The sequence below is a fragment of the Paucisalibacillus globulus DSM 18846 genome, assembly GCF_000482485.1.
GTDB classification, from domain to species: Bacteria; Bacillota; Bacilli; order Bacillales; family Amphibacillaceae; genus Ornithinibacillus; species Ornithinibacillus globulus.
Genome location: NZ_AXVK01000021.1, coordinates 128,305 through 148,819, shown reverse-complemented (window position 1 = coordinate 148,819; position 20,515 = coordinate 128,305). Strand labels below are relative to the sequence as shown.

Sequence of the window (20,515 nt, the reverse complement as noted above, 5' to 3'; positions counted from 1 at the left end):
GCTACGTTTTTTTAAATTGTACTTTTGAATTAACCATGCTTTCCATATGGTGATATAAAATCATCGCCTTATTAATTAGTAACCTTAGAAGAGGAGTTAATCGTTTCACTTCCTTTTGACTATTTTCCTCGTAAACCTTTAGCAACCGTTTATAAAAGTGTGAAATACCATTCATCCCGCTATTGAAACTAAAGTCGATTTGAAAATGATTGGATGGGTATACATGAAATGACCCAATTTCAAATTTAAAAAGTCGTATAACCGAAAATTTATCCATAGCACTGGTTAAGTAATCTTTATCCTTAAAGTATAAGTAGGCATCTAGGAAGGTATCTGCAATTCCTGATAACCCATATAAATACGACGGATTATTAGGGAAGTTATGGTCAATACCTTTTAAATATTCCTTCGTTACACGTTCTAATTTTAACGTACGATTATGGTTCAGGATTAAAAACGCTACTTTTATAAAACCAGCACTATAATTTAAATAAGGTGAACAAGTATTATTACTATTAGGGATTAGCTTGCCGTACCCTGTCTCTAATCCATTTTCATCAATACTTAACAATATTGCAGTTGACTTATCTACAAATTCAGGATTCTTTGTTGCTTCATATAATCTAATGTAAAAAAATGCTACCGCCAATGCACCATTTGATAAACTGTATTTCTTATTAGTTAGAAAAGACTCGCTCTCTTTTTGTATTGCCACTTCTAGATCTAAAATTTTATTCAGAATGCTTTTAGCTGGGGACACATGAAATGCTTTTAATAGAACAATGCCTTTATTTACATTACTTAATGCCCCAAAATCTACTTCCAGCTGATAATCAGCACTATAATACGTGTAACCACAAAACTCCCGAATTTCGTTACTTGGATAGAAATACGGTTCTTGTTCTTTGATTATCACATATTTCTGATTGTTTATTGTTTCTGTTAGCTCCAGATAATCAGCTAATACATTGCTTGTATCAACTATTGTTTTACCTAAATAAGGGTCTAAGTTACATGATCTGCTAGGATTTCTTAAATCAACTGAGGGGTTGTATATTAAATTATAGATTAATTTGTATATTCTTGGAGGTATTGAGTACCTCTTAATAAATTCCATAAAAATATTCAATGTAGATTTACCACTTCGGTCAATAGCAAGCACAGTATTTGCATTACATAAAATATTCATTAGTAAGTACCCCAATTTTTGCTTATCTTGATCAAATATATTCAGCCCTGATAACTTTTCATTACTAAACTGAATATTGGGTACAAAATAAGTATCTTTTGACTTATTCTCCGTAAAACAATCTTCCATATCAATGAAATATACATTGAGATTTTCGTCAATTATTATATTATCTGGGGAAACATCAACTAATGCAATTTTTCTATCATGTAGTGCAGCAAAAGCAGATATAATATTTTTCATTACTTGTTCAATTTTATTTATAGAATTATGAATACGTTCTGTGGAAGATTCATGAATAGTTACAGGACTATAATTAGAAGAAAATTCTCTTAATGTTTCTCCTTCGATATATTCCTGAACAGAGTAATAGTGCTCCCAATCATAAAAGGATTCAATAAGCTTCGGTGTATGTGGAAAATCCTGTAACACATGTAACACTTCACTTTCCTTTTTTCTAAAGGAGATGACAGTGTCCTTTTCAGAAATTCCAATATTTGGACGAGCCTCCTTAATTACTACCTTTGTTCCATTTTTGTTTGACCCTAAATAAATGCCACCACCATTGGTTTGATGAATTACCTTATCAATGGTGTAATGTTTAAACAAATATGGCTCTTCCATTGGAACCTCCTCCTTATTTTCTAGAAGAGGATCTACTATTCCGTTTTTTTCCTTATAATATGGACCTTCTATATCTGGAACCTTCTGTCCGAACCCATCATAAACAAAGTCTGTTTTATCATTAGGTAAAATTAAACCATACCGATAATATATAACCTTAGAATCTAAATATCTTTTATCGGTGAGAATATATGGTCCATGTTCATCGCGTAATATCGTGTAAAGCTCCCTTATAGCTGTGATAAATTCTAATTTATTAAAAGGATAAATGGTAATAAATTTTCCAGCCGATTTTCGATCACAGTTTTTTGATAAAAGGCCATGTAAGGTGTGTTTATTGTGGATGTATTTAAACGATATCTGTTTTTCACTACAGTACAAACCAACTTTATTTAAAATACTTAAATAGTTATCAAAGAAACATGAGATGTGTATTTTCCATCCTTGTCTCGGAAAGGCCTTTAAATCACTATCTAAAAATGTATGGTGTACCCCCTCAATTTTATAATTAAATAAATTCTCCTCATTACGTAAAATAATTGTTTTATCTTTGGCTTCCTTCACCCCAGCCTCATCCAATAGTCCCATTTTGCTCAACTCCTATCCAAAATCATCTTATTTTCCTTTTCAATGTACACTTTATATATTATTATTATTTTGAATATTACATCAGAAAAGTTTCATATTTGAAACTAACAAATATTTAGGAGGATAAAGAATTGAAATTTTACGGTTCTGTTATTAGAGAAATAAGAGAAAGTAAACAGGTGACTCTCGATATGCTGGCAGATGAAGAAATTTCAAAATCTATGCTTTCAAAATTTGAAAGAAATCAAGCTGATATTTCTTTATCAAGATTTATTCATTTAATTAGTAAATTACATGTTTCATTTTCTGAATTCATGCTTATAGCCAATGAATATGAACTGGATGAGTTTAAGAAGCTAATTAGTGATGTAACAGGAGCATATCAAAATGAAAGTGTATTAATACTGAATAGATTGATGCAAGATCAGCAAGAACTATGGAAAAGGACAGGCACGACACAATATAAATTGAATTACATTATGATCCAAGCTTTAAAAAATGATCTAACAGGAGGCGAGAATTTAGAAGAGGATATTAATTATCTTACAAACTTTTTCTTCAATAGTGAAAACTGGGGTAACTATGAATTAGTCTTATATGGTAATACAATGTCCATGCTTCCATATGAGCAAATTGTCATTTTGTCAAAGGAATTAGTAAAGAAAACATTTATATTTAAACATGCAGAAAGTAACCTTGCCCTAATTATAAACCTACTCATCAATACCATCTTATTATGCCTAGAACAAAGAAATTTAAAAAATGGCCTATATTTCCTCACTCACTTAAAAAACGAAAAGATCCCAGAAAACTTTTTCCTAGAACGTGTAATCTTACTATATGTTGAAGGATTATATGAACATTTAAAAAATGAAGGAACGAAAACAAATGAGGGATTTAAGAAAGTACAATATTCCCTAGACATCATGGAATCGATTGGTGCAATTACCTATCGAATAAAGTTTGAAGGATTTTTAAAAAATTTCTTATAATATTGTGTTTCTTATATGAAACATTTTTTAGGTCTCAAGAAAACCTCAGTTATAATCTAAATAACAGTTCGGCAAGAGGTAACAAACCAAAACAGTTTCGAACTGTTGGAGTAACAAAATACTTTAAGCAAACAAAAAAAGTTTTGTTAGTTAATAGGTAGAAGTCAGTTATTGCATTGCCACTTACTAGCTTATCTTTCATACAAATACTAAGATTAAGGAGGTGCTATTATGAAACTTTTAGACCTACAAAAATTAGATCCAAGCGAACTTATTAACCCGAACGGACCCATCTTTACTTGGAAATGTCCTGATGTGCCAGAAAAGTAATATAACAAATTAAACTTTCACTTCATTTTACATCACAAAAATTAGAGTAGGAGGTGCTACCATGAAACTTTTAGACCTACAAAAATTAGATCCCAGCGAGCTTATTAACCCGAATGGACCCATCTTTACTTGGAAATGTCCTGATGTGCCGGAAAAGTAAAAAACAAATTAAACTTTCACTTCTTATTACATAATCAAGATTAGAGTAGGAGGTGCTACCTGTGAATTATATAGAATTTCAAGGTATTGATAATAATATACTTGGTACACCCAGACAACTTTATCATCACTTGGAAGTGTACTATTACATGAATAAGTTCTATTAGAGAACTATTAATCAAATAAAAGTTAGCAGAGGGTTGAATATAGTCAACCCTCTTTAACTTCCAATCCCAAGTAACAGTGAAAAATCTCGGGCTTATTTCAATATCTGTTTTAAGTAATCACCAAATATACGTTCAAATTGAAAAGAACCCGCCAAATTCATTACAGCTAATGCCTCTTTTGCTTCTTTTTCGCCTTGATTTCTTTCCCCAATTTTAATACCGTACAATCCCTTAATAAACTTTAAAATGACTCTTTCCAGAAAGTATGTTTCATCCATATCCAGTTCTTCGATTATCGTGATAAACATTTTTGCATCGTGTAATCGATTTCCCGTCAAACAAACCATTGCCATATTTTCAAGCGTATTAATAATCGTTTCAAAGCTTTGTCGGTTACTATGAAATCTCTCCGTTTTCTTAGCCAAATCCTTCGAAATCGTAATGGATGTTTCAAAAGGAATGAATGCCATCGCATTCGCAAAAATAACCATATCGAATTGTGTCCACATTTCACACTTAAAAAGGTAATCAATTAAAAAGGCTGGGTCCTCACCATTTTTCATATCCTCCCCCTGAAGATTTTTATCATGGTATTCTAGAACAATTGCGACCAGCCGGGTATACATATCCGATGTTTCTCTGTATTTTTGCCATTCTTTCTCTACTAATTGGTGCAGTAACGTTGTGTTATTTTCAATTAATGCTTTAGATAGTAATTCTAAAGAAGACCTGTTTCTTTGTTTTTTGGTAGATAAGTAGACAAACTCTTGCATGGATACTTTTAACTTATCTAAAAGATGAACTAACTTCTCAAATGTAATATCTGCCTCCATTCGTTCAAATCTCGAAATAGTTGATTTTGAAACAAAATCATCAGCTAAGTCTTGAATAGATAACCCTCGACTCATTCTGATTTCCCGAAACAATCCTCCATATATACCCATACAGCCACCCCCCTTCCCGTTTATGAGAAACTTTCAGTATATGTTACGTATCAATATACAATAAATACATAGAAAATTAAACAGTCCAATAATAGGAGGAAGCAATATGAGCACCAATCCATCAGTAAACCGTCTATTTAATAAACACTACAAACAATAAATAGAACGCCTTAACTTATATCAAACTTGGCAAAGAAGAAGTAATAAAAAATGAAGAAAAGGGAGACTATGAATGAAAAAATATATGTATAAAGAAATTTACGGAAATATAGTGATTATCATCATGCTATTTGTTATTTCTCTACTAAGTGTATTAACCGCAGTCATTCTTACGTTTGCAACGAATGCCATATTGGCTGGTGATCTAACTGCATTCATCAAATGGATATTAATTGATTTAGTTGTCTGGATCGTGATGTTAGCATTAAATTATATTGAAACCATATACGAACAAAAAATTATTCAGAGAATGTGTACACAAATTCGCGTTGAATTTGCCAGTGACTTAGAATATGTGAATTATCAAGCGTTTCACAAATTAGGAGATGGACAATATATTTCTTGGATGACGAATGATCTAAATACAATAGAAACCGTTGGATTTAAAAATGTCTATGCCTATATATCTAGTTTGTTTAGTATTATTTTAGCTTCGATTGCACTAGTCAATTACCATTCCGTTCTACTCATATTAACAATTGTTCTATCTTTAATTATGTTATTTGCACCAAATACATTTACTAAATACATCAAAAAAGCTACGATGAAGCTTTCAAAAGCAAATGAAAGATTAACTAGCAAAACAAAAGATTTTATTGGTGGATTTGATGTTCTATATTTCGCCAAAAAAAGGTATCAGTTTAGAGCAAAATTTCTTGATATAAGTACTGATTATTCCAACGAAAAGGTAAATTATGCAAAAGCGAATGCCGTTTTAACAAATAGTATTGGTCTTCTTAATATTTTTTGTCAAATGCTGATTGATGTTGCTACTGGAATCCTTGTCATCTTCAAGCAAGTTACATTTGGTGCAATTAGTACAACTGGTAATCTAGCTTCTACCATTTTTAATTCTTTAGCACAATTAAGCAGGCAAAAAATGCAAATAAAATCTGCACATGCCATTTTTGAAAAAATAAACGATTTCTCCAAAATTAGAGAAAGTAACATGCAAACAAACCAGTTACAATCGGTTAATCAGATAGAATTAAAAAATGTTTCCTACTCTTATGACAACAAAGAAGTATTGCATAATGTGAGTATGTCCTTTAAAAAGGGTGGAAAGTATGCCGTTATTGGTGAAAGTGGTTCCGGAAAAAGTACCTTACTTAAAATTATTTCTGGACAGATAAAAAACTTTGATGGCGAAGTATTCATTAATGATTACCATATAAAAGAACTGAATCTGAATGATTTAACCACATTCATCCAATATGTGGATCAAAGTGTATATATTTTCCAAGATAGCATTCGAAATAATATAACACTTTGGGATGAATATTCCGATGAACAAATTGCTGCAAGTTTGGAAAAAGCGCAGGTTAATTTTGTAAATGATGTAGACAGTGTTATGGATGAAAATGGTAGAAATCTCTCCGGTGGACAGAGACAAAGAATTGCCCTCGCCAGAAGCTTTATCCAGGAAAAACAAGTACTATTAATCGATGAAGGTACATCATCATTAGATAAAAAATCTGCACAACTTATAGAAGACATGTTACGAAATGATCCTACCTTAACCGTTGTCATGGTTACCCACCGACTAGATTCTGCAGATTATGAACTGTTTGATCATGTTTATCAATTACCTTCTATAGATAGTGCAACGAATGAAATAGAGCAAGACTAGATATTGTTCCATTAGTAAAAATCGTTTCAAGCGTATAGAAAAACTCGCATTCCTTTCTATAAGGGAATGCGAGTTTTTCTATTCTATGGATAAAGCGGATGATAATATGGTAGGGTGGCAAGAACATCTCCCAACTCCAGCATTATGAATCTTGTAATATGTCATCCAAATAAAAATTGAAATTATTTTCCTGATTAACGAGCCTATTTAAAAATAAAGCAATCCCACTTGCACCTGAACCAAAATCATTATTTATTACATGTAAATAGTCCCCTGGAAAAGCTAGACCATCCTTCTTTTTCATCAAAAACATATTCAATGAATCAGCGACTTTAAGCGCGTATCCTCTATAAACGTCTTTTTCCGCAAGAAATTGTTCTGCATCCAAAAGCACATTTCCTAAACCTGCTAATCCATTAAATAAACCAGGAAACAGTGTATATATTCTTCTTGAGTCATTTAGAATATTTTTAATGATAGGATCATATTCATTTTCCTTCGTTATCGATTGGTATCTCATTAATGCTGCCGCAACACCAGCAGAACCAGCTAACCAATATGGAGAGTGACTTATACCTCCTTCAGTTTTAGCAGGAAAAGAAATAAAACTTGATTTATCTATCGCATAGGAAAGATCGTGTTCCAACGCCCTTTTCGATGCAATTAAATAGTTGGTATCCTTTGTAATTTTATATAAATACATGAAGAATACAGCGATACCACTGGCCCCTTTTGCGTGACCGATGTATGTAAGCCCATCTGGATTAGACCAGAACATTGTATTGTTATCTGTTACATGTGCGGATTCTAATAAGTGATTACCAGCTTTAACTGCTTCATCTAAATAGGTTTGGTTGTTTGTCTCTTTCCAGAAGAATAGATTAGTTAATCCTATTCCAGCTGTCCCGGTATAGATATCATTAGAATCATGTTTTAGCGGATGCGAGTTAGCTAGATTCATAATATGATATGCGTATTCCTCTTCTCCTAATTGATGTAATACCCAGCCAATCCCAGATAAACCTAAATAGAGACTTGGGGCATATGATTCTATCGATACCTCTTGTTTCTTTATCCAATCCATATATTCGTTTCCATTATTGCCATTAATTTTATTTAAAGCATACAAAACACCTAGTGCTCCATTCTCAACATTCAAGGGATTTACTATCTTAGGATCTGTATAAAACAAGTAATCATTATTTTCTTTATTTGCTGTAGTAGTGATATATCTAGTAATATCCTTAATGACATGTTTAATATTATCTTCGGAAGATAATAGATGATTACTAGTGGACATCCTGTTTGAAAGTATTATGTTTCTATCACCTTCATCATTGAGATTTCGTAGTACCTCATCTAAATTCATACGTTCCTCTGGATTGTCATTCATTAAAGATTGAATAATATGAATGTACTTATATGGAAGATTAATTTCCTTTTGCATTTTCCCAAGAAACTCATTAACAAAACCAGGATGTAAGTCTAATACATTATTGTACGTTGATAGTGTGCTAAATAATAAACTACCTAGACCATAAAGCTCCGTCTTTAGTGAATAGGTTTTGTTTTCTAAGAATAACGGATCAATATATCCTTTAGAGTACATGATATTGGAACTGGTATCACCAATTTCTACTGCACCATCCAAATCGATAAAGATAACATTTAAATCATCTGTGATAATAAAATTCCCTAAATGAAAGTCACAAAAATAGATATTCTTCTTATGAAGAATGGATAGATTATTAATGATATTTCTCCATATAATTTCTAATTTGTTTAAGAATACATTGGTATCCTTCTCGGGCAAATTAGGATTTGAAAATACAGCACGTTCTACAATATATTCCCTTAGTAATTTTCCCTCGATGAAACTTACAACGATAAAGTAATGTTCCCACTCATAAAATGAGTCGATTACCTGTGGGGAAATATCTTCACCCTCTAGTAACGTTAGGATATTTAGCTCTTTCTGTTTTATATTTCGTGCATCAAATTTGCCAAATTTCCTCTGAAGTGTGTATGGCCTTGCCTCTTTAATCACTACTTTTTCATTTCTTTCCTTATCAAATGCTAAGTATATTCCTCCAGAATTATTGAAAGAAAAGGACTCTAAAATCGTATACCTACCATTTTTTAAAGAAGGCACTGCTTTCTCCTCCTCATTTTCATTTGGAAAAGGATCCTCAACCCAATCAGGAAGTGCAAAAATAGGTTTTCTAGAATCGACTTGATACCTATTATTAGGAGATTTCAATATATAAGACCTATTACCATCATGCTTTAAAATATAATTTCCTTTAATTCCACCATATCGATAATAGAGTACCTTACAATCAGCTTTGAACCTTTTATCACTTAATATATAAGGTCCTTCGAATCCTTTTAAGGCCTCGTAAAGTTCATTCATCAGTAACTTAAAGGAAGAAACATCAGAAGGATAAATAGTAATAAATTTTCCTGATGAGCCTCGAGGATAATTTTTATCTGAAGAAAAACTGAGTATGCCGCTATCTAGCATAAACTTAAATGATGTAGTGTTTTTGATACAAATATCGGAAACAATATCAATGATTGCCCTTGCATTAGATAACGTAGCGGAAACATGGATTTTCCACCCTTGCTCAGGTACCACTTGATCGTTATTCCTACTATTAAAGTATACTGCATTCCGATAGAGTGACCATTTTTCATTGATTTTTTCTTCCACTATTTTGATATACTCATCACTATTCTTATAGTCATTGATTGAGGCATGATAATCTTTTTTCATTATTAAGCTATAAAGGTTCGTTTCCATAATTAAGCACCACCTAAATTTATAGTTAAATTATTGAATGAAACAGTCTCTTTGTCTTTTGTAAATAACTCGTAAAAGTAAGATTTTCTTAATATCAAGGAATGAAAATCCCCTGATTCAATCAGTCTTCCATCTTCTATTACAAGGATTTCATCATAATAGGATAAGAGTCTTTCATTTAACCCATGTGTGATACTAATTATGGTTAGTTCCTTGTTTGTTAACAGGTCTTCCTGTAATCTTAGGGAGCTTTCAGAATCTAAAGCGGAAGCACCCTCATCAAGTAATAGAACATTTTTTCTTTGGTATAATGCTCTTGCAATTCCTATCCGCTGTTTCTGGCCGCCAGATATATTTTTTGATTCCTCTTGAAGGATGGTTTCCACTCCCTGCTGGAATCCACATATAACTCCATCTAAACCAGTTACTTTTAATACATAATGAAAATGTTTTTCGTCAAAAGGATGATCCAATATAATATTTTCTTTTATACTTTTGTTAAACATAAACACATCTTGTTCGACCATCGCTATGTCCCTACAGACAAGGCTTGAATCTAATCCTTTAATCTCTTTTTTATCAACATGAATACTTCCAGAATATTTTTTTAGAAATCCTACCAATAGTTTAAAGAGGGTGGATTTTCCAGAACCACTTTTCCCTACAATGGCGTACTTTCTACCCTTTTTGAATTGATAGGAGAAGTCACTTATCGTATCCCTTTTTCCATCATATGAAAAAGAGACATTGTGGTAAGCTATTGCGGTTTGAAGGCACTTTTCAGATTCATATTCCTCTAATTCTATGTCATCACCATTTGTATTAGCCATCAGTTTACTAAGCTTTTTGTTAATTTCTTTTGAGCTTTTTATTTGCGTAATTCTAGCAACAATCGATTGAATTGGATTGGTCACATTATTGCTTAGGTGAATTACAGCTACTAAGCTTCCAGCAGTTAAAGTACCAATAATAACGAAATAACCCGAAATAATTATTCCTATCACTAGTGTCAATATACCTAAAGTCATGGAAACCCCATAAAAGATAGATTGAAGTCGAAGTGATTTAAGTTTGACATCCTCAAGTGTAGTATTTATTTCCTCAAACTCCCTGTAGGACTTACTTTCCAAATTGTATGACTTAATGGTAGAAAAGCCACTTAGTAGATTTTTTAATAATGATGTATAATTTGAGAACTTCTCCGATACCATATTCTGTCGTTTACGAAGCGGTTTTCCAAAGATAGTTGGTATTAAAAATAATAAAATCCCAGAGACTAACAGTGTAATCGTGACATATGGATTAATGTATAGTAACACAATGACAGTTAAGATAAAGATAGCGACGTCACCAATAAGTTGCAAGATGGACATCATATAGTTACTTTCAATAATATTAATATCATTTGTTAAATTAGATATGTATTCGCCATTGTTAAGAACATAATAATTTTCGTAGTCCTTTGATAGGATTCCGTTAAACACATCATTCTTATAATCGGCTATCGTTCGTTTAATAAAATATGCTATTGTTACATGATTAAGGTATACAACAATTCCGAAGGTCGAAAAATATAAACTCGCCATAATCAAGTAACTCTTAAACCCTTCCATATCCTGATTAACAATATAATCCGTTAATTCTTGCAAAACAATTGCAATGTAAACTTGCATTAAAGAAAATACTAATTTAAACAATATACTTGTAGATAACAAAATCTTATGTTTTAAAAAATACTTGGCCATGAAATCCTCCTTTCGGTATCGTGTATACCTAATAAAATATATCTAAATATGGATAATAAGAAAGGAAAATATAGAGTGGCAATCTCTGAATCAAAATTTCATGTTGATTAGTTGATCAGGATTCATAGTATTCCCACTCTCAAGTTCCTATCTTTTTTTGAATTATACTTAGAAGTAATTTACTTGATCATCAGGCTAAGTTCCAACTAGCGCACTTCGCTATTTCCACCACAACCTAGGCTCCATAAACTATTAAATGTTCCTGTTGGCTCAACTACTGTTTGGTCTACATCTTGTAAATTCAGTACGGAAGTCATTTGTTTCCTCCTTTCTAAAATTCTCCGAAACTATATTCCTTTTCGCTTAATAGACAACTAGCGAATTTGGTTATCTCCACCACAACCTAGGCTTAGTAAACTATTAAATGTTCCTGTTGGTTCAACTACTGTTTCATCTACACCTTGTAAATTAAGTACTGAAGTCATTTGTTCTCCTCCTTTCTATGTAAAATTCCCTAAAAATCATACCCTCTATCGTTTAATTCACTATTAGCGAATTTGGCTATCGCCACCACAACCTAGGCTTAGCAAACTATTAAAACCACCTGTTGGTTCTACCACTGTTTGATCTACATCTTGTAAATTAAGTACTGAAGTCATCTGTTCTCCACCTTTCTATGTTTCCACTTATTTTTTTGGGGAATTCATATCCCCTATTGATTAATTCACTATTAGCGAATTTGGCTATCTCCGCCACAACCTAGGCTTAGTAAACTATTAAATGTTCCTGTTGGTTCAACCACTGTTTGATCTACACCTTGTAAATTAAGTACTGAAGTCATTTGTTCTCCTCCTTTCTATGTTAATTTCTCTGAAAATCATACCCTCTATCACTTAATACACTATTAGCGAACTTGGCTATCCCCACCACAACCTAGGCTTAGTAAACTATTAAAACCTCCTGTTGGCTCAACCACTGTTTGATCCACATCTTGTAATTTAAGTACTGAAGTCATTTGTTTTCCTCCTTTCTATGTTAATTTCTCTGAAAATCATACCCTCTATCACTTAATACACTATTAGCGAACTTGGCTATCCCCACCACAACCTAGGCTTAGTAAACTATTAAAACCTCCTGTTGGCTCAACCACTGTTTGATCCACATCTTGTAATTTAAGTACTGAAGTCATTTGTTTTCCTCCTTTCTTTGTTTATTTTTTTGGAAATCATACCCGCTATCATATAATTCACTATTAGCGAATTTGGCTATCCCCACCACAACCCAGGCTTAGTAGACTATTAAATGTTCCTGTTGGTTCAACTACTGTTTGATCCACATCTTGTAAGTTAAGTACTGAAGTCATTTGTTTTCCTCCTTTCTATGTTTTTTTACTGGTAGCTCGTTCTATGAACTTAATTATCTTTCATTGTGTAATAGACAATTAGCGAATTTGGGTATCCCCACCACAACCTAGGCTTAGCAAGCTATTAAAACCACCTGTTGGTTCAACTACTGTTTGATCCACATCTTGTAAGTTAAGTACTGAAGTCATTTGTTTTCCTCCTTTCTATGTTTTTTTACTGGTAGCTCGTTCTATGAACTTAATTATCTTTCATTGTGTAATAGACAATTAGCGAATTTGGGTATCCCCACCACAACCTAGGCTTAGCAAGCTATTAAAACCACCTGTTGGTTCAACTACTGTTTGATCCACATCTTGTAAGTTAAGTACTGAAGTCATTTGTCCCACCACCTTTCATGGATTACTAAATTGCTGCTTTTCCCTACAATGAGTCAAGATATATTATTTATGCCTTAAACGATACTTTAGTTAAAAGTCTCTTATCGAACAACTTCTCGAGGATCACATCCCCAGCTTAAAAGACTATTTATGACAATACCCGCTGGATCTACCACTGTTTGATCTACACCTTGTAAGTTAAGTACAGAATTCATTTATTCCACCACCTTTCATGGGTTACTAATTTGCAGCTTTTCTCTTCAATGAGTCAAGATATATTTTTTATGTCTTAATCGAAAAACTTGAGTTAAAAGTCTTTTATCGAACTTGTCGAGGGTCACATCCCCAGCTTAAAAGACTATTTATGATAATACCCGCTGGATCTACCATTGTTTGATTTACACCTTGTAAGTTAAGTACGGAATTCATTTGTTTCACCACCTTTCATATTTACTAATTTGCAGCTTTTAATCTTTACTAAGTCAAAGTTTCGTCATTATAAATTTTCAGAAAAAAATAATAAGCAAAATTTTGTTGTATTACCTTTCAGGTACATCAGCACACTTCCAAGTGAAAATCGGTCCATTCGGATTAACAATTTCGCTAGGATCTAATTTTTGCAAGTCTAAAATTTTCATAGTAGCACCTCCTTTAATTTTTTTGTAATCATCAAATGATTGCTGTTGAGTTTAAGTAGTAGCATCGAATGACATTTTTCTTTGATATGTAGCTTTAGTATGTTCATCACTTAGCAGCTTGATTGTAATTTTGTGCTTTCAAAGTTTCTGGTTGTTAAGTTTGTTACAGCCTCCTGTGCTGTTAGTTACAGTTTAGGCTAGGATAAATGAAAACTTAAAAAATGTTTCATATAAGAAACGCTCAATAAATCACGGTTCTTTAAAAAGAATTTTAGATGATAAATGTCCGAATAGACCCAATTTATTCCATCATGTCTAAAGAGAATCGGACCTTTATATCCTTCATTTTGTAATTAATTTTCTACCCTTTCTACATTAAGTAAATCACTCGTTTTCGAGAAATTTCCCAAAGATCCTTTCCATTTTTTCTATGTGTAAAGGGGTATATGCTATTTTCTAATGTTTCATCATTTTTTTGGTACAATGTGGCATTCTGCAATAGCTAACTAACAACCATTTATTTTTAAGACAACAGACACTTTAAACACTTGTTTACTAGCTCTTTTTTTCAAAATAATAAAATCACAATTTTTTATAAATTTTTTCTGTTAACTGTTTATTAGTTTCGCATATGAAACTTTTTCAGCTAGATATTCAGAAAAGGAAAGGATAAAGAAGCAGGCGAAGATATATGCTTTGTGAAGAAAAACTTTATTTGCGGGGTAGACTTATTGTGGGTACCAAAATGAAAGGAATTCGAGGGGGCTACGATTGTACGAGGATATGGGAGATAAATCAAACAATCAGGGTTATTCCAATAAATACTCCATAATGTTGAGGTAATCTTAGAAAGGTTAACGCTTTTCTTTTAATTATCTGCAAAAAAAATCCCTTCCAAAACTAGAAGGGACCAACAGATTGACATTTCAATATATACACAGGATAAGTAAACTATTTAGATAATTAATTTGTTAACCTCTCACTAATCTTCCGCTTCCGGTACAACATTCTCCCCGCTTCAGCAATATCCTTAACAGCAGAACGATTTGTAAAAGCACCAATTAACAGCCCAGCAATCGGAATCATTTGAAACAGCTTCTTCCACCCAAACTGATCACGGAAGGTAAAGAACACCTCTCTCCACCCCTGAAGTTCTGACATGACGAATCGTTCCGTATCCTCATCTGGATTATCAATCTTTGATAATGTCGCCAAGATTGCCTGTTTGCCAACATAATCTGAAGAGACAAATTGCAATACTTTTACAATAAATAATCGCTCTTTTTGTTCCCCTGGGTCATAGCCGTAGCAAATGGCAATATCCTGCAAGGTTTTTAGTTGTAACCCTAACAGTAACGGGATATCAATGGCCAAAGTGAAGATCCCACCGACTCCAGTACTGGCCCCCTGCGCAGTAGCAATTCTCTTTCTATTTTTCGATAAACTCTCTGAGGTCTCGTCCATTTCTACAATAGATAATTGCCTCACATCGTCCAATGTTTCCACATTCTTACCAGGATAATATTCGGTTACTTTGGAAACTGAACTTAAATAACTGCCTCCTGATTGGATATATTTCCCCATTTCATCAAGCATCTCACTCATCTTTTTTTGAATAAAAGCAGGTGTAAATTTATCTAACAGTTTAAAAGGTAGTCGACCTAGCCTTTCCCAAAACCACAAATCACTTTGGTCCTTTTCCCATTTATGTATGGTTGCTAGTTCTTGTTCTAACCATTCTTTGGATTCCGTCATGAATTATTGCTCCTTTAAGTGTGAAGATATATAGTAAATTTCTTTTAGTATACTATTATTGTCGTGACGTTCACAAAATCCTTCTAAGGAAAAGACCTCACATTAGGCTGAAAGAAATAGATTAGAACTAATGTCCCTAATACATAAAAAGGCAACATCCCTTTTCGTTAAAGCAATGTCAATGGACACTACAACGATGAGAATGCGCCTAGTCAGCCCTTTACCTTATCAAATTATTCCTAAGTAAAAATTGATCGTTAAATTTAATCGGAATACCAATTCCATCTTTTTCAGCGTGAATATGCAAATGGGGTTCACTGCTATTTCCAGAGTTCCCAACCAGGCCAATCGGGTCCATTTCCTTAACGTTATCCCCTTCTACCACTTTTACGCTATCCTTTTTCATATGCGCAATATAAACAACGGAATCCGTATTTTCGCAAGATATAGCCACATAATTCCCTTCAGGATGTTCGGAATCCATTTCAGAAGGATTCATGTCAGGAAGATGATTTCTAGACTCAAGCACTTCCCCATTACACGGACTATAAAGAATATCCCCATAAATAGCGTATTTGTCTAATTCCTTAGGATAAAAACCCTTTGCTCGTATGCCCAGTTTATTTAACTTTAAGATATCTAGAGCAAATTGTTGAGGCTCATAGGCGTTATGATAATTGATCTGGGTATGGTTGCCGCCATGACCAACATAGTAGGTTCCATCCTTTAATGGGAAGGATAATTCAATTGCCTGCTGTTGTGTAGCATAGCCAGATAGAGCACCACCGTTATAGAAACCAAAAATAATGGTTAACAAAGCAAAGATACCAATGTTTACTTTTTGTTTACCCGTTGGTTTTACATAAAAGGGTAAGGCTTTTACCTTTTTCCATGAAAAGAAAAGGCTAACGAACAACAATAGTATCATGATATACCGGAAATAGTAACCGAACCAATCCCATCGTCCAGTTTGAAAAATCCAACCGACAATCATAACAACCGCTAACACTTTGAATATCCATTCGAATTTACTACTATTCTTTTCTTTCCACAATAAGAAAAGAAAACAAAGAGGCAGCACCAGTTGAAATAATACAATTTGTAACAGAGCCAAGAGCAATACCAACTCCTCCTCCTATTCCAAATATGTAAAGCGTATACTCCACTCCTTATACGGCTCAATAGGTAATTAGTTTCGCATTTCTTGGCAAAATTTTTAATAAAGAAACATTCCTCTTGATTAATTACTTCTCCTACAACCTCCTCAAAAATAGTGAGCATTAAATCTATTACTCTTTCTTTTTAAAATTATGGGGGCTGACCCATTTTTTATAAACTACATTTTCGACAAAATTCTATCCACCGTATTGCGATTACGAAGGGTTGAGGGAATTTGAAGCTTTCTTTCAAAAAAGGCATTATTATATTTGGTTTGATGAAAATGCCCAGCTGAAATATCGATAATAATTGTTTTTTGATTTAGTACATCAAATTCATCCGTAATGGTAGTTTGAAGGAGCTCGAACTGTTCATGTGATAGGGAATGTTTTAAAAATACAATGTATACATGGTCTTTGTTGAATAAGGGATGTTGTTGGACTTTATTTAATTCTTCCTTCGTACGTATCGTTACAGGAATATCAAATCCATAGGTTTGTTTGAGCTGTACTTCAATTTGTTGTTCGTCACAGCTGTAATTATCGAATAGTATATTTCCAGTTTGTATGTAACTTCGTACGTTTTGAAAACCCATTTGTTCAAAAAGAGACCTTAAGGACTTCATATCAACTTTATTCACTTTTCCTAAGTTAATTCCTCTTAGTAATGCAACATAAGACATACCAAATTGCCTCCTACATTATTTTGTTTATTATAACTTTTCAATCATATAAATGTAAATTGAATAAATGACATTGTTAGTTTACTAGCAATTTTTGAAGAATAGGATAAGGTCTGTTTGGATTTTATGTTAAAGTATAGTTAAAGATTTTGAACATTGTGTTCTCCAACAGAGCAGGATTGTTTGGGAAAGAAAAGTGAGGGAAAAGAGTGAAAAAGGCAATAAAGGTTATCTTTAGTATGAGTTTTATCGTTTATTTATTTGTATTGGCAATGCTATTATTCTTAAATAGAGCTGGTAGTACTTGGTCTACAGGCCTTTCTTTGTTAGAAACGATAAGATTCAATTCCAACTTCATTCCGTTTAAGACAATCATTACATATATTCAAGCAATGTTTGATGGTAGTATGAATGCCGATATTCCTATAAAAAACCTATTTGGTAATTTGTTTATGTTTTTACCAATGGGTATATATTTACCATTTTTCATAAACAAAGCAAATAAAGTGCGGACATTCATTGCTTTAATGACTATCGTTTTATTACTGATTGAAACCATACAATTAATTTCAAGAAGAGGAAGTTTTGATATCGATGATTTCATCCTAAATATGATTGGTGCGTTAATCGGTTTTGGAATTTGGAGATTAAAAGTTGTGCAGAGAATACTAGGATAATAATTATTTTTTAAAATAGAATGGGTACTTAAACAAAGGGTGAGTTTGAATTTGGAATTAAAAAATGTCATAAAAGCCAAGTTAGATGATATTGAAAACATTGTTGCAGTTGATAAGGAAATTATTGGCAACGATAGCAGGAGATCCTATATAACAAATTCTGTTGAAGAAGATAGGTGCATTATTGCAAAAGATAAAAATGAAATTGTTGGCTTTTTAATTTATAATACTAGTTTCTTTGATTGTAGTTTTATATCATTAATAATGGTATCCCCATCAAAAAGACGTAAAGGATATGCAACAGCCTTAATAGATTATTTTGTCCAGATAGCACCTACAAAAAAGGTATTTTCATCAACTAATCAATCTAACAAAGACATGCAAAAAGTATTTATTGCGAATGATTTTGTAAAAAGTGGAGTCATTGAGAACTTGGATGAAGGCGACCCCGAAGTAATTTATTTTAAATCGAAGAGATTTACATAGATTATGCTAAAGATGTTTTAAAAAAAGAAATCAGCATACTATTAGACAGTTAGAAGCTTGTGGGTTAAATTTCCTCAGGCTTTTTTGTTCTTATTTATAATGTTAATTGATTGGATATTTAATTAGTAATTTGTGGTTTTCCCAGGTTTATAAGAATCACTTTCCTTAATAACTGAAAATTCTATTCCTTCAAACTCCCCTATTCTTCTACAGACACCAGAACTAAGACAAATTACGTCACTTCCACCAGCCCTTAGTCTCTATTTTCTATTCTCTGGGTACCAGTGATGCCCGAGCGATACTTAAGAACCAGAATGCCACAGGACAAAAGAATCATTTTACTTAAAACAGATTTTTATTGAACACTAACGATACATAAGGTCGTAAGAGTATTATATTCTGAAAAATAATATTATGAATGTTTTACCAGTAGATACTGGAATACGATTAGATAGTCAGTGGGAGTATATCCAATTTGGAGGTGTATATATGCCAAGCCGTGGTCTACAAATATCTATAATAGTGTTAGTAATCATTATATTTGCTGTAGGAGGTACTTTTGTTGTGGACAGAATGAATACACCCACTACACCTGCATTTCTAAATGACTTTACAGCTGAATTTCTAGTGAAAGATGCTGAGACACCAGATGGATTTCATTTATTTGAATCTGGGACAGGGAAATATACGATTTTATTTCCAGAGGAATATGTTATAGCAGAAAGTTCTTATTATAGAAAAAAAGCTTCTGGAAGTGGATCTCCTGATACGGAAAATGTTTATCTTAGCAAGGATGGTGTATCACCAAAAGAAAATAGAATGATACAGAGTTTTAACTTGTTTTTGAATCCAGACGGTAATTCAGTTATCGATGCCAGGTTAGACGGTATCCGTAGCAAATTAGGAGCTCCAGAAGATAGTGATTTTACCAAGAAAGAATTGGAAGACAAAACTATTTACTATCTAGAATATATAGATGAATACGAAACTGAAGATGGTGGCAAGAACACCTATGATTACTTGTATGGGTATATTGTAGATAACAATTCTAAACAAGCTCTTCATGTTGAGCAAAAAAATGTTTGTATGGATAGTGATACTAGAGAATGCCCTATTAATTTTGTCGAAGAACATAAAATGGGTTTAAAAATGATGGAGAGTGTAGATTTTAAGTGATATTGATGTGATCAACTTGACGAAAGCAACTTTATTAAATGATTTTTATTCGAGTAAGGATAACCAGTGTAGTAAATAAGGGACTTACAAAAGAAGAAGGAAGAATAAATTTGGAGGTGCATATATTGCCAAGCCGAGGACTACGAATATCTACAATAGTGTTAGTAATCATTATATTTGCTATAGGAGGTGCTTTTGTTGTGAATAGATTTAACACACCCACTACACCTGCATTTCTAAATGACTTTACAGCTGAATTTCTAGTGAAAGATGCCGATACACCGGATGGTTTTCATTTATTTGAGTCTGGGACAGGGAAATATACGATTTTGTTTCCAGAGGATTATGTTGTAGAAAAAAGTTCTTATTATAGAAAGAAAGCATCGGGCAGTGGGGATCCAGATACAGAAAATGTATATTTAGATAAGATGGGAGTATCTCCGAAGGAAAACCAAATGATTCAGGGGGTAAAATTATTTTTGCATCCTGATGTTAGTACAGTAGATGACATTAGATTAGACATGATTCGGGATAAACTTAACGCTCCTGATGATATTGAATTTACCGAAGAGAAACTAAAAGATAATACAATTTACTACATAGAATATATTGATGAATATAAAGAAGACGATATGGTAGATACCTACTACTACTTATATGGACTTATTTCTGACAATAATTCGAAACAAGCTATCTTTTTTGAACTCGAAGACACATGTTTTAATAGTAATACATTAGGATGTTCTATTAATTTTGAAGCAGAAAAGAAATTAGGTACAAAAATGATGGAGAGTATAAAATTCAAATAATAT

13 protein-coding genes are annotated in these 20,515 nt (G+C 32.7%); 6 read left to right on the top strand and 7 right to left on the bottom strand.

Annotated elements, in window-relative coordinates:
* Nucleotide 1: 1 nt before the first annotated feature.
* Nucleotides 2–2,401: a class III lanthionine synthetase LanKC N-terminal domain-containing protein gene (locus K332_RS0106975; RefSeq protein WP_026906807.1), complete on the bottom strand. Its 2,400-nt coding sequence runs from the start codon at nt 2,399–2,401 to the stop codon at nt 2–4.
* Nucleotides 2,402–2,532: 131 nt separating this feature from the next.
* Between K332_RS0106975 and K332_RS0106970 the strand changes: the two genes are divergently transcribed.
* Nucleotides 2,533–3,393 carry a helix-turn-helix domain-containing protein gene (locus tag K332_RS0106970; RefSeq protein WP_026906806.1) on the top strand — a complete coding sequence of 287 codons (861 nt, stop codon included), beginning with the start codon at nt 2,533–2,535 and terminating at the stop codon, nt 3,391–3,393.
* 748 nt (nt 3,394–4,141) lie between these two features.
* On the opposite strand, the gene K332_RS0106950 is transcribed toward K332_RS0106970, so the two are convergent.
* Entirely contained in the window at nt 4,142–4,993 is an 852-nt protein-coding gene (locus tag K332_RS0106950; protein WP_026906805.1) for a helix-turn-helix domain-containing protein, read from the bottom strand.
* 232 nt (nt 4,994–5,225) lie between these two features.
* Between K332_RS0106950 and K332_RS0106945 the strand changes: the two genes are divergently transcribed.
* A complete protein-coding gene (locus K332_RS0106945) occupies nt 5,226–6,842 on the top strand; it encodes an ABC transporter ATP-binding protein (protein WP_026906804.1) in 1,617 nt (538 codons plus the stop codon).
* Nucleotides 6,843–6,984: 142 nt separating this feature from the next.
* Here the strand turns inward: K332_RS0106945 and lanKC are convergent, their stop codons facing one another.
* The 5 genes from lanKC to K332_RS0106860 all read right to left on the bottom strand — a co-directional run bounded on the left by lanKC (nt 6,985) and on the right by K332_RS0106860 (nt 17,364).
* Nucleotides 6,985–9,645, bottom strand: coding sequence for a class III lanthionine synthetase LanKC (gene lanKC, locus K332_RS0106940; protein ID WP_026906803.1), 2,661 nt, complete (start codon nt 9,643–9,645; stop codon nt 6,985–6,987).
* Between the two features lie 2 nt (nt 9,646–9,647).
* Nucleotides 9,648–11,390: an ABC transporter ATP-binding protein gene (locus K332_RS0106935; protein WP_026906802.1), complete on the bottom strand. Its 1,743-nt coding sequence runs from the start codon at nt 11,388–11,390 to the stop codon at nt 9,648–9,650.
* Nucleotides 11,391–14,732: 3,342 nt separating this feature from the next.
* Nucleotides 14,733–15,524, bottom strand: coding sequence for an EcsC family protein (locus K332_RS0106870; RefSeq protein WP_026906801.1), 792 nt, complete (start codon nt 15,522–15,524; stop codon nt 14,733–14,735).
* Nucleotides 15,525–15,744: 220 nt separating this feature from the next.
* Nucleotides 15,745–16,650, bottom strand: coding sequence for a M23 family metallopeptidase (locus K332_RS0106865; protein WP_245604638.1), 906 nt, complete (start codon nt 16,648–16,650; stop codon nt 15,745–15,747).
* Between the two features lie 210 nt (nt 16,651–16,860).
* A complete protein-coding gene (locus K332_RS0106860; protein WP_026906799.1) occupies nt 16,861–17,364 on the bottom strand; it encodes a DUF1697 domain-containing protein in 504 nt (167 codons plus the stop codon).
* A gap of 209 nt (nt 17,365–17,573) precedes the next feature.
* Between K332_RS0106860 and K332_RS0106855 the strand changes: the two genes are divergently transcribed.
* The 4 genes from K332_RS0106855 (at nt 17,574) to K332_RS0106840 (ending at nt 20,512) form a co-directional block, all read left to right on the top strand.
* Complete coding sequence (locus tag K332_RS0106855; RefSeq protein ID WP_026906798.1) at nt 17,574–18,041, top strand: VanZ family protein; 468 nt, start codon at nt 17,574–17,576, stop codon at nt 18,039–18,041.
* A 51-nt stretch (nt 18,042–18,092) separates the two neighbouring features.
* Nucleotides 18,093–18,527, top strand: a complete 435-nt coding sequence (locus K332_RS0106850; protein ID WP_036688295.1) for a GNAT family N-acetyltransferase — start codon at nt 18,093–18,095, stop codon at nt 18,525–18,527.
* 489 nt (nt 18,528–19,016) lie between these two features.
* Nucleotides 19,017–19,703, top strand: a complete 687-nt coding sequence (locus K332_RS23210) for a hypothetical protein (protein WP_026906796.1) — start codon at nt 19,017–19,019, stop codon at nt 19,701–19,703.
* Nucleotides 19,704–19,903: 200 nt separating this feature from the next.
* Nucleotides 19,904–20,512, top strand: a complete 609-nt coding sequence (locus K332_RS0106840) for a hypothetical protein (protein WP_156914156.1) — start codon at nt 19,904–19,906, stop codon at nt 20,510–20,512.
* Nucleotides 20,513–20,515 lie beyond the last annotated feature (3 nt).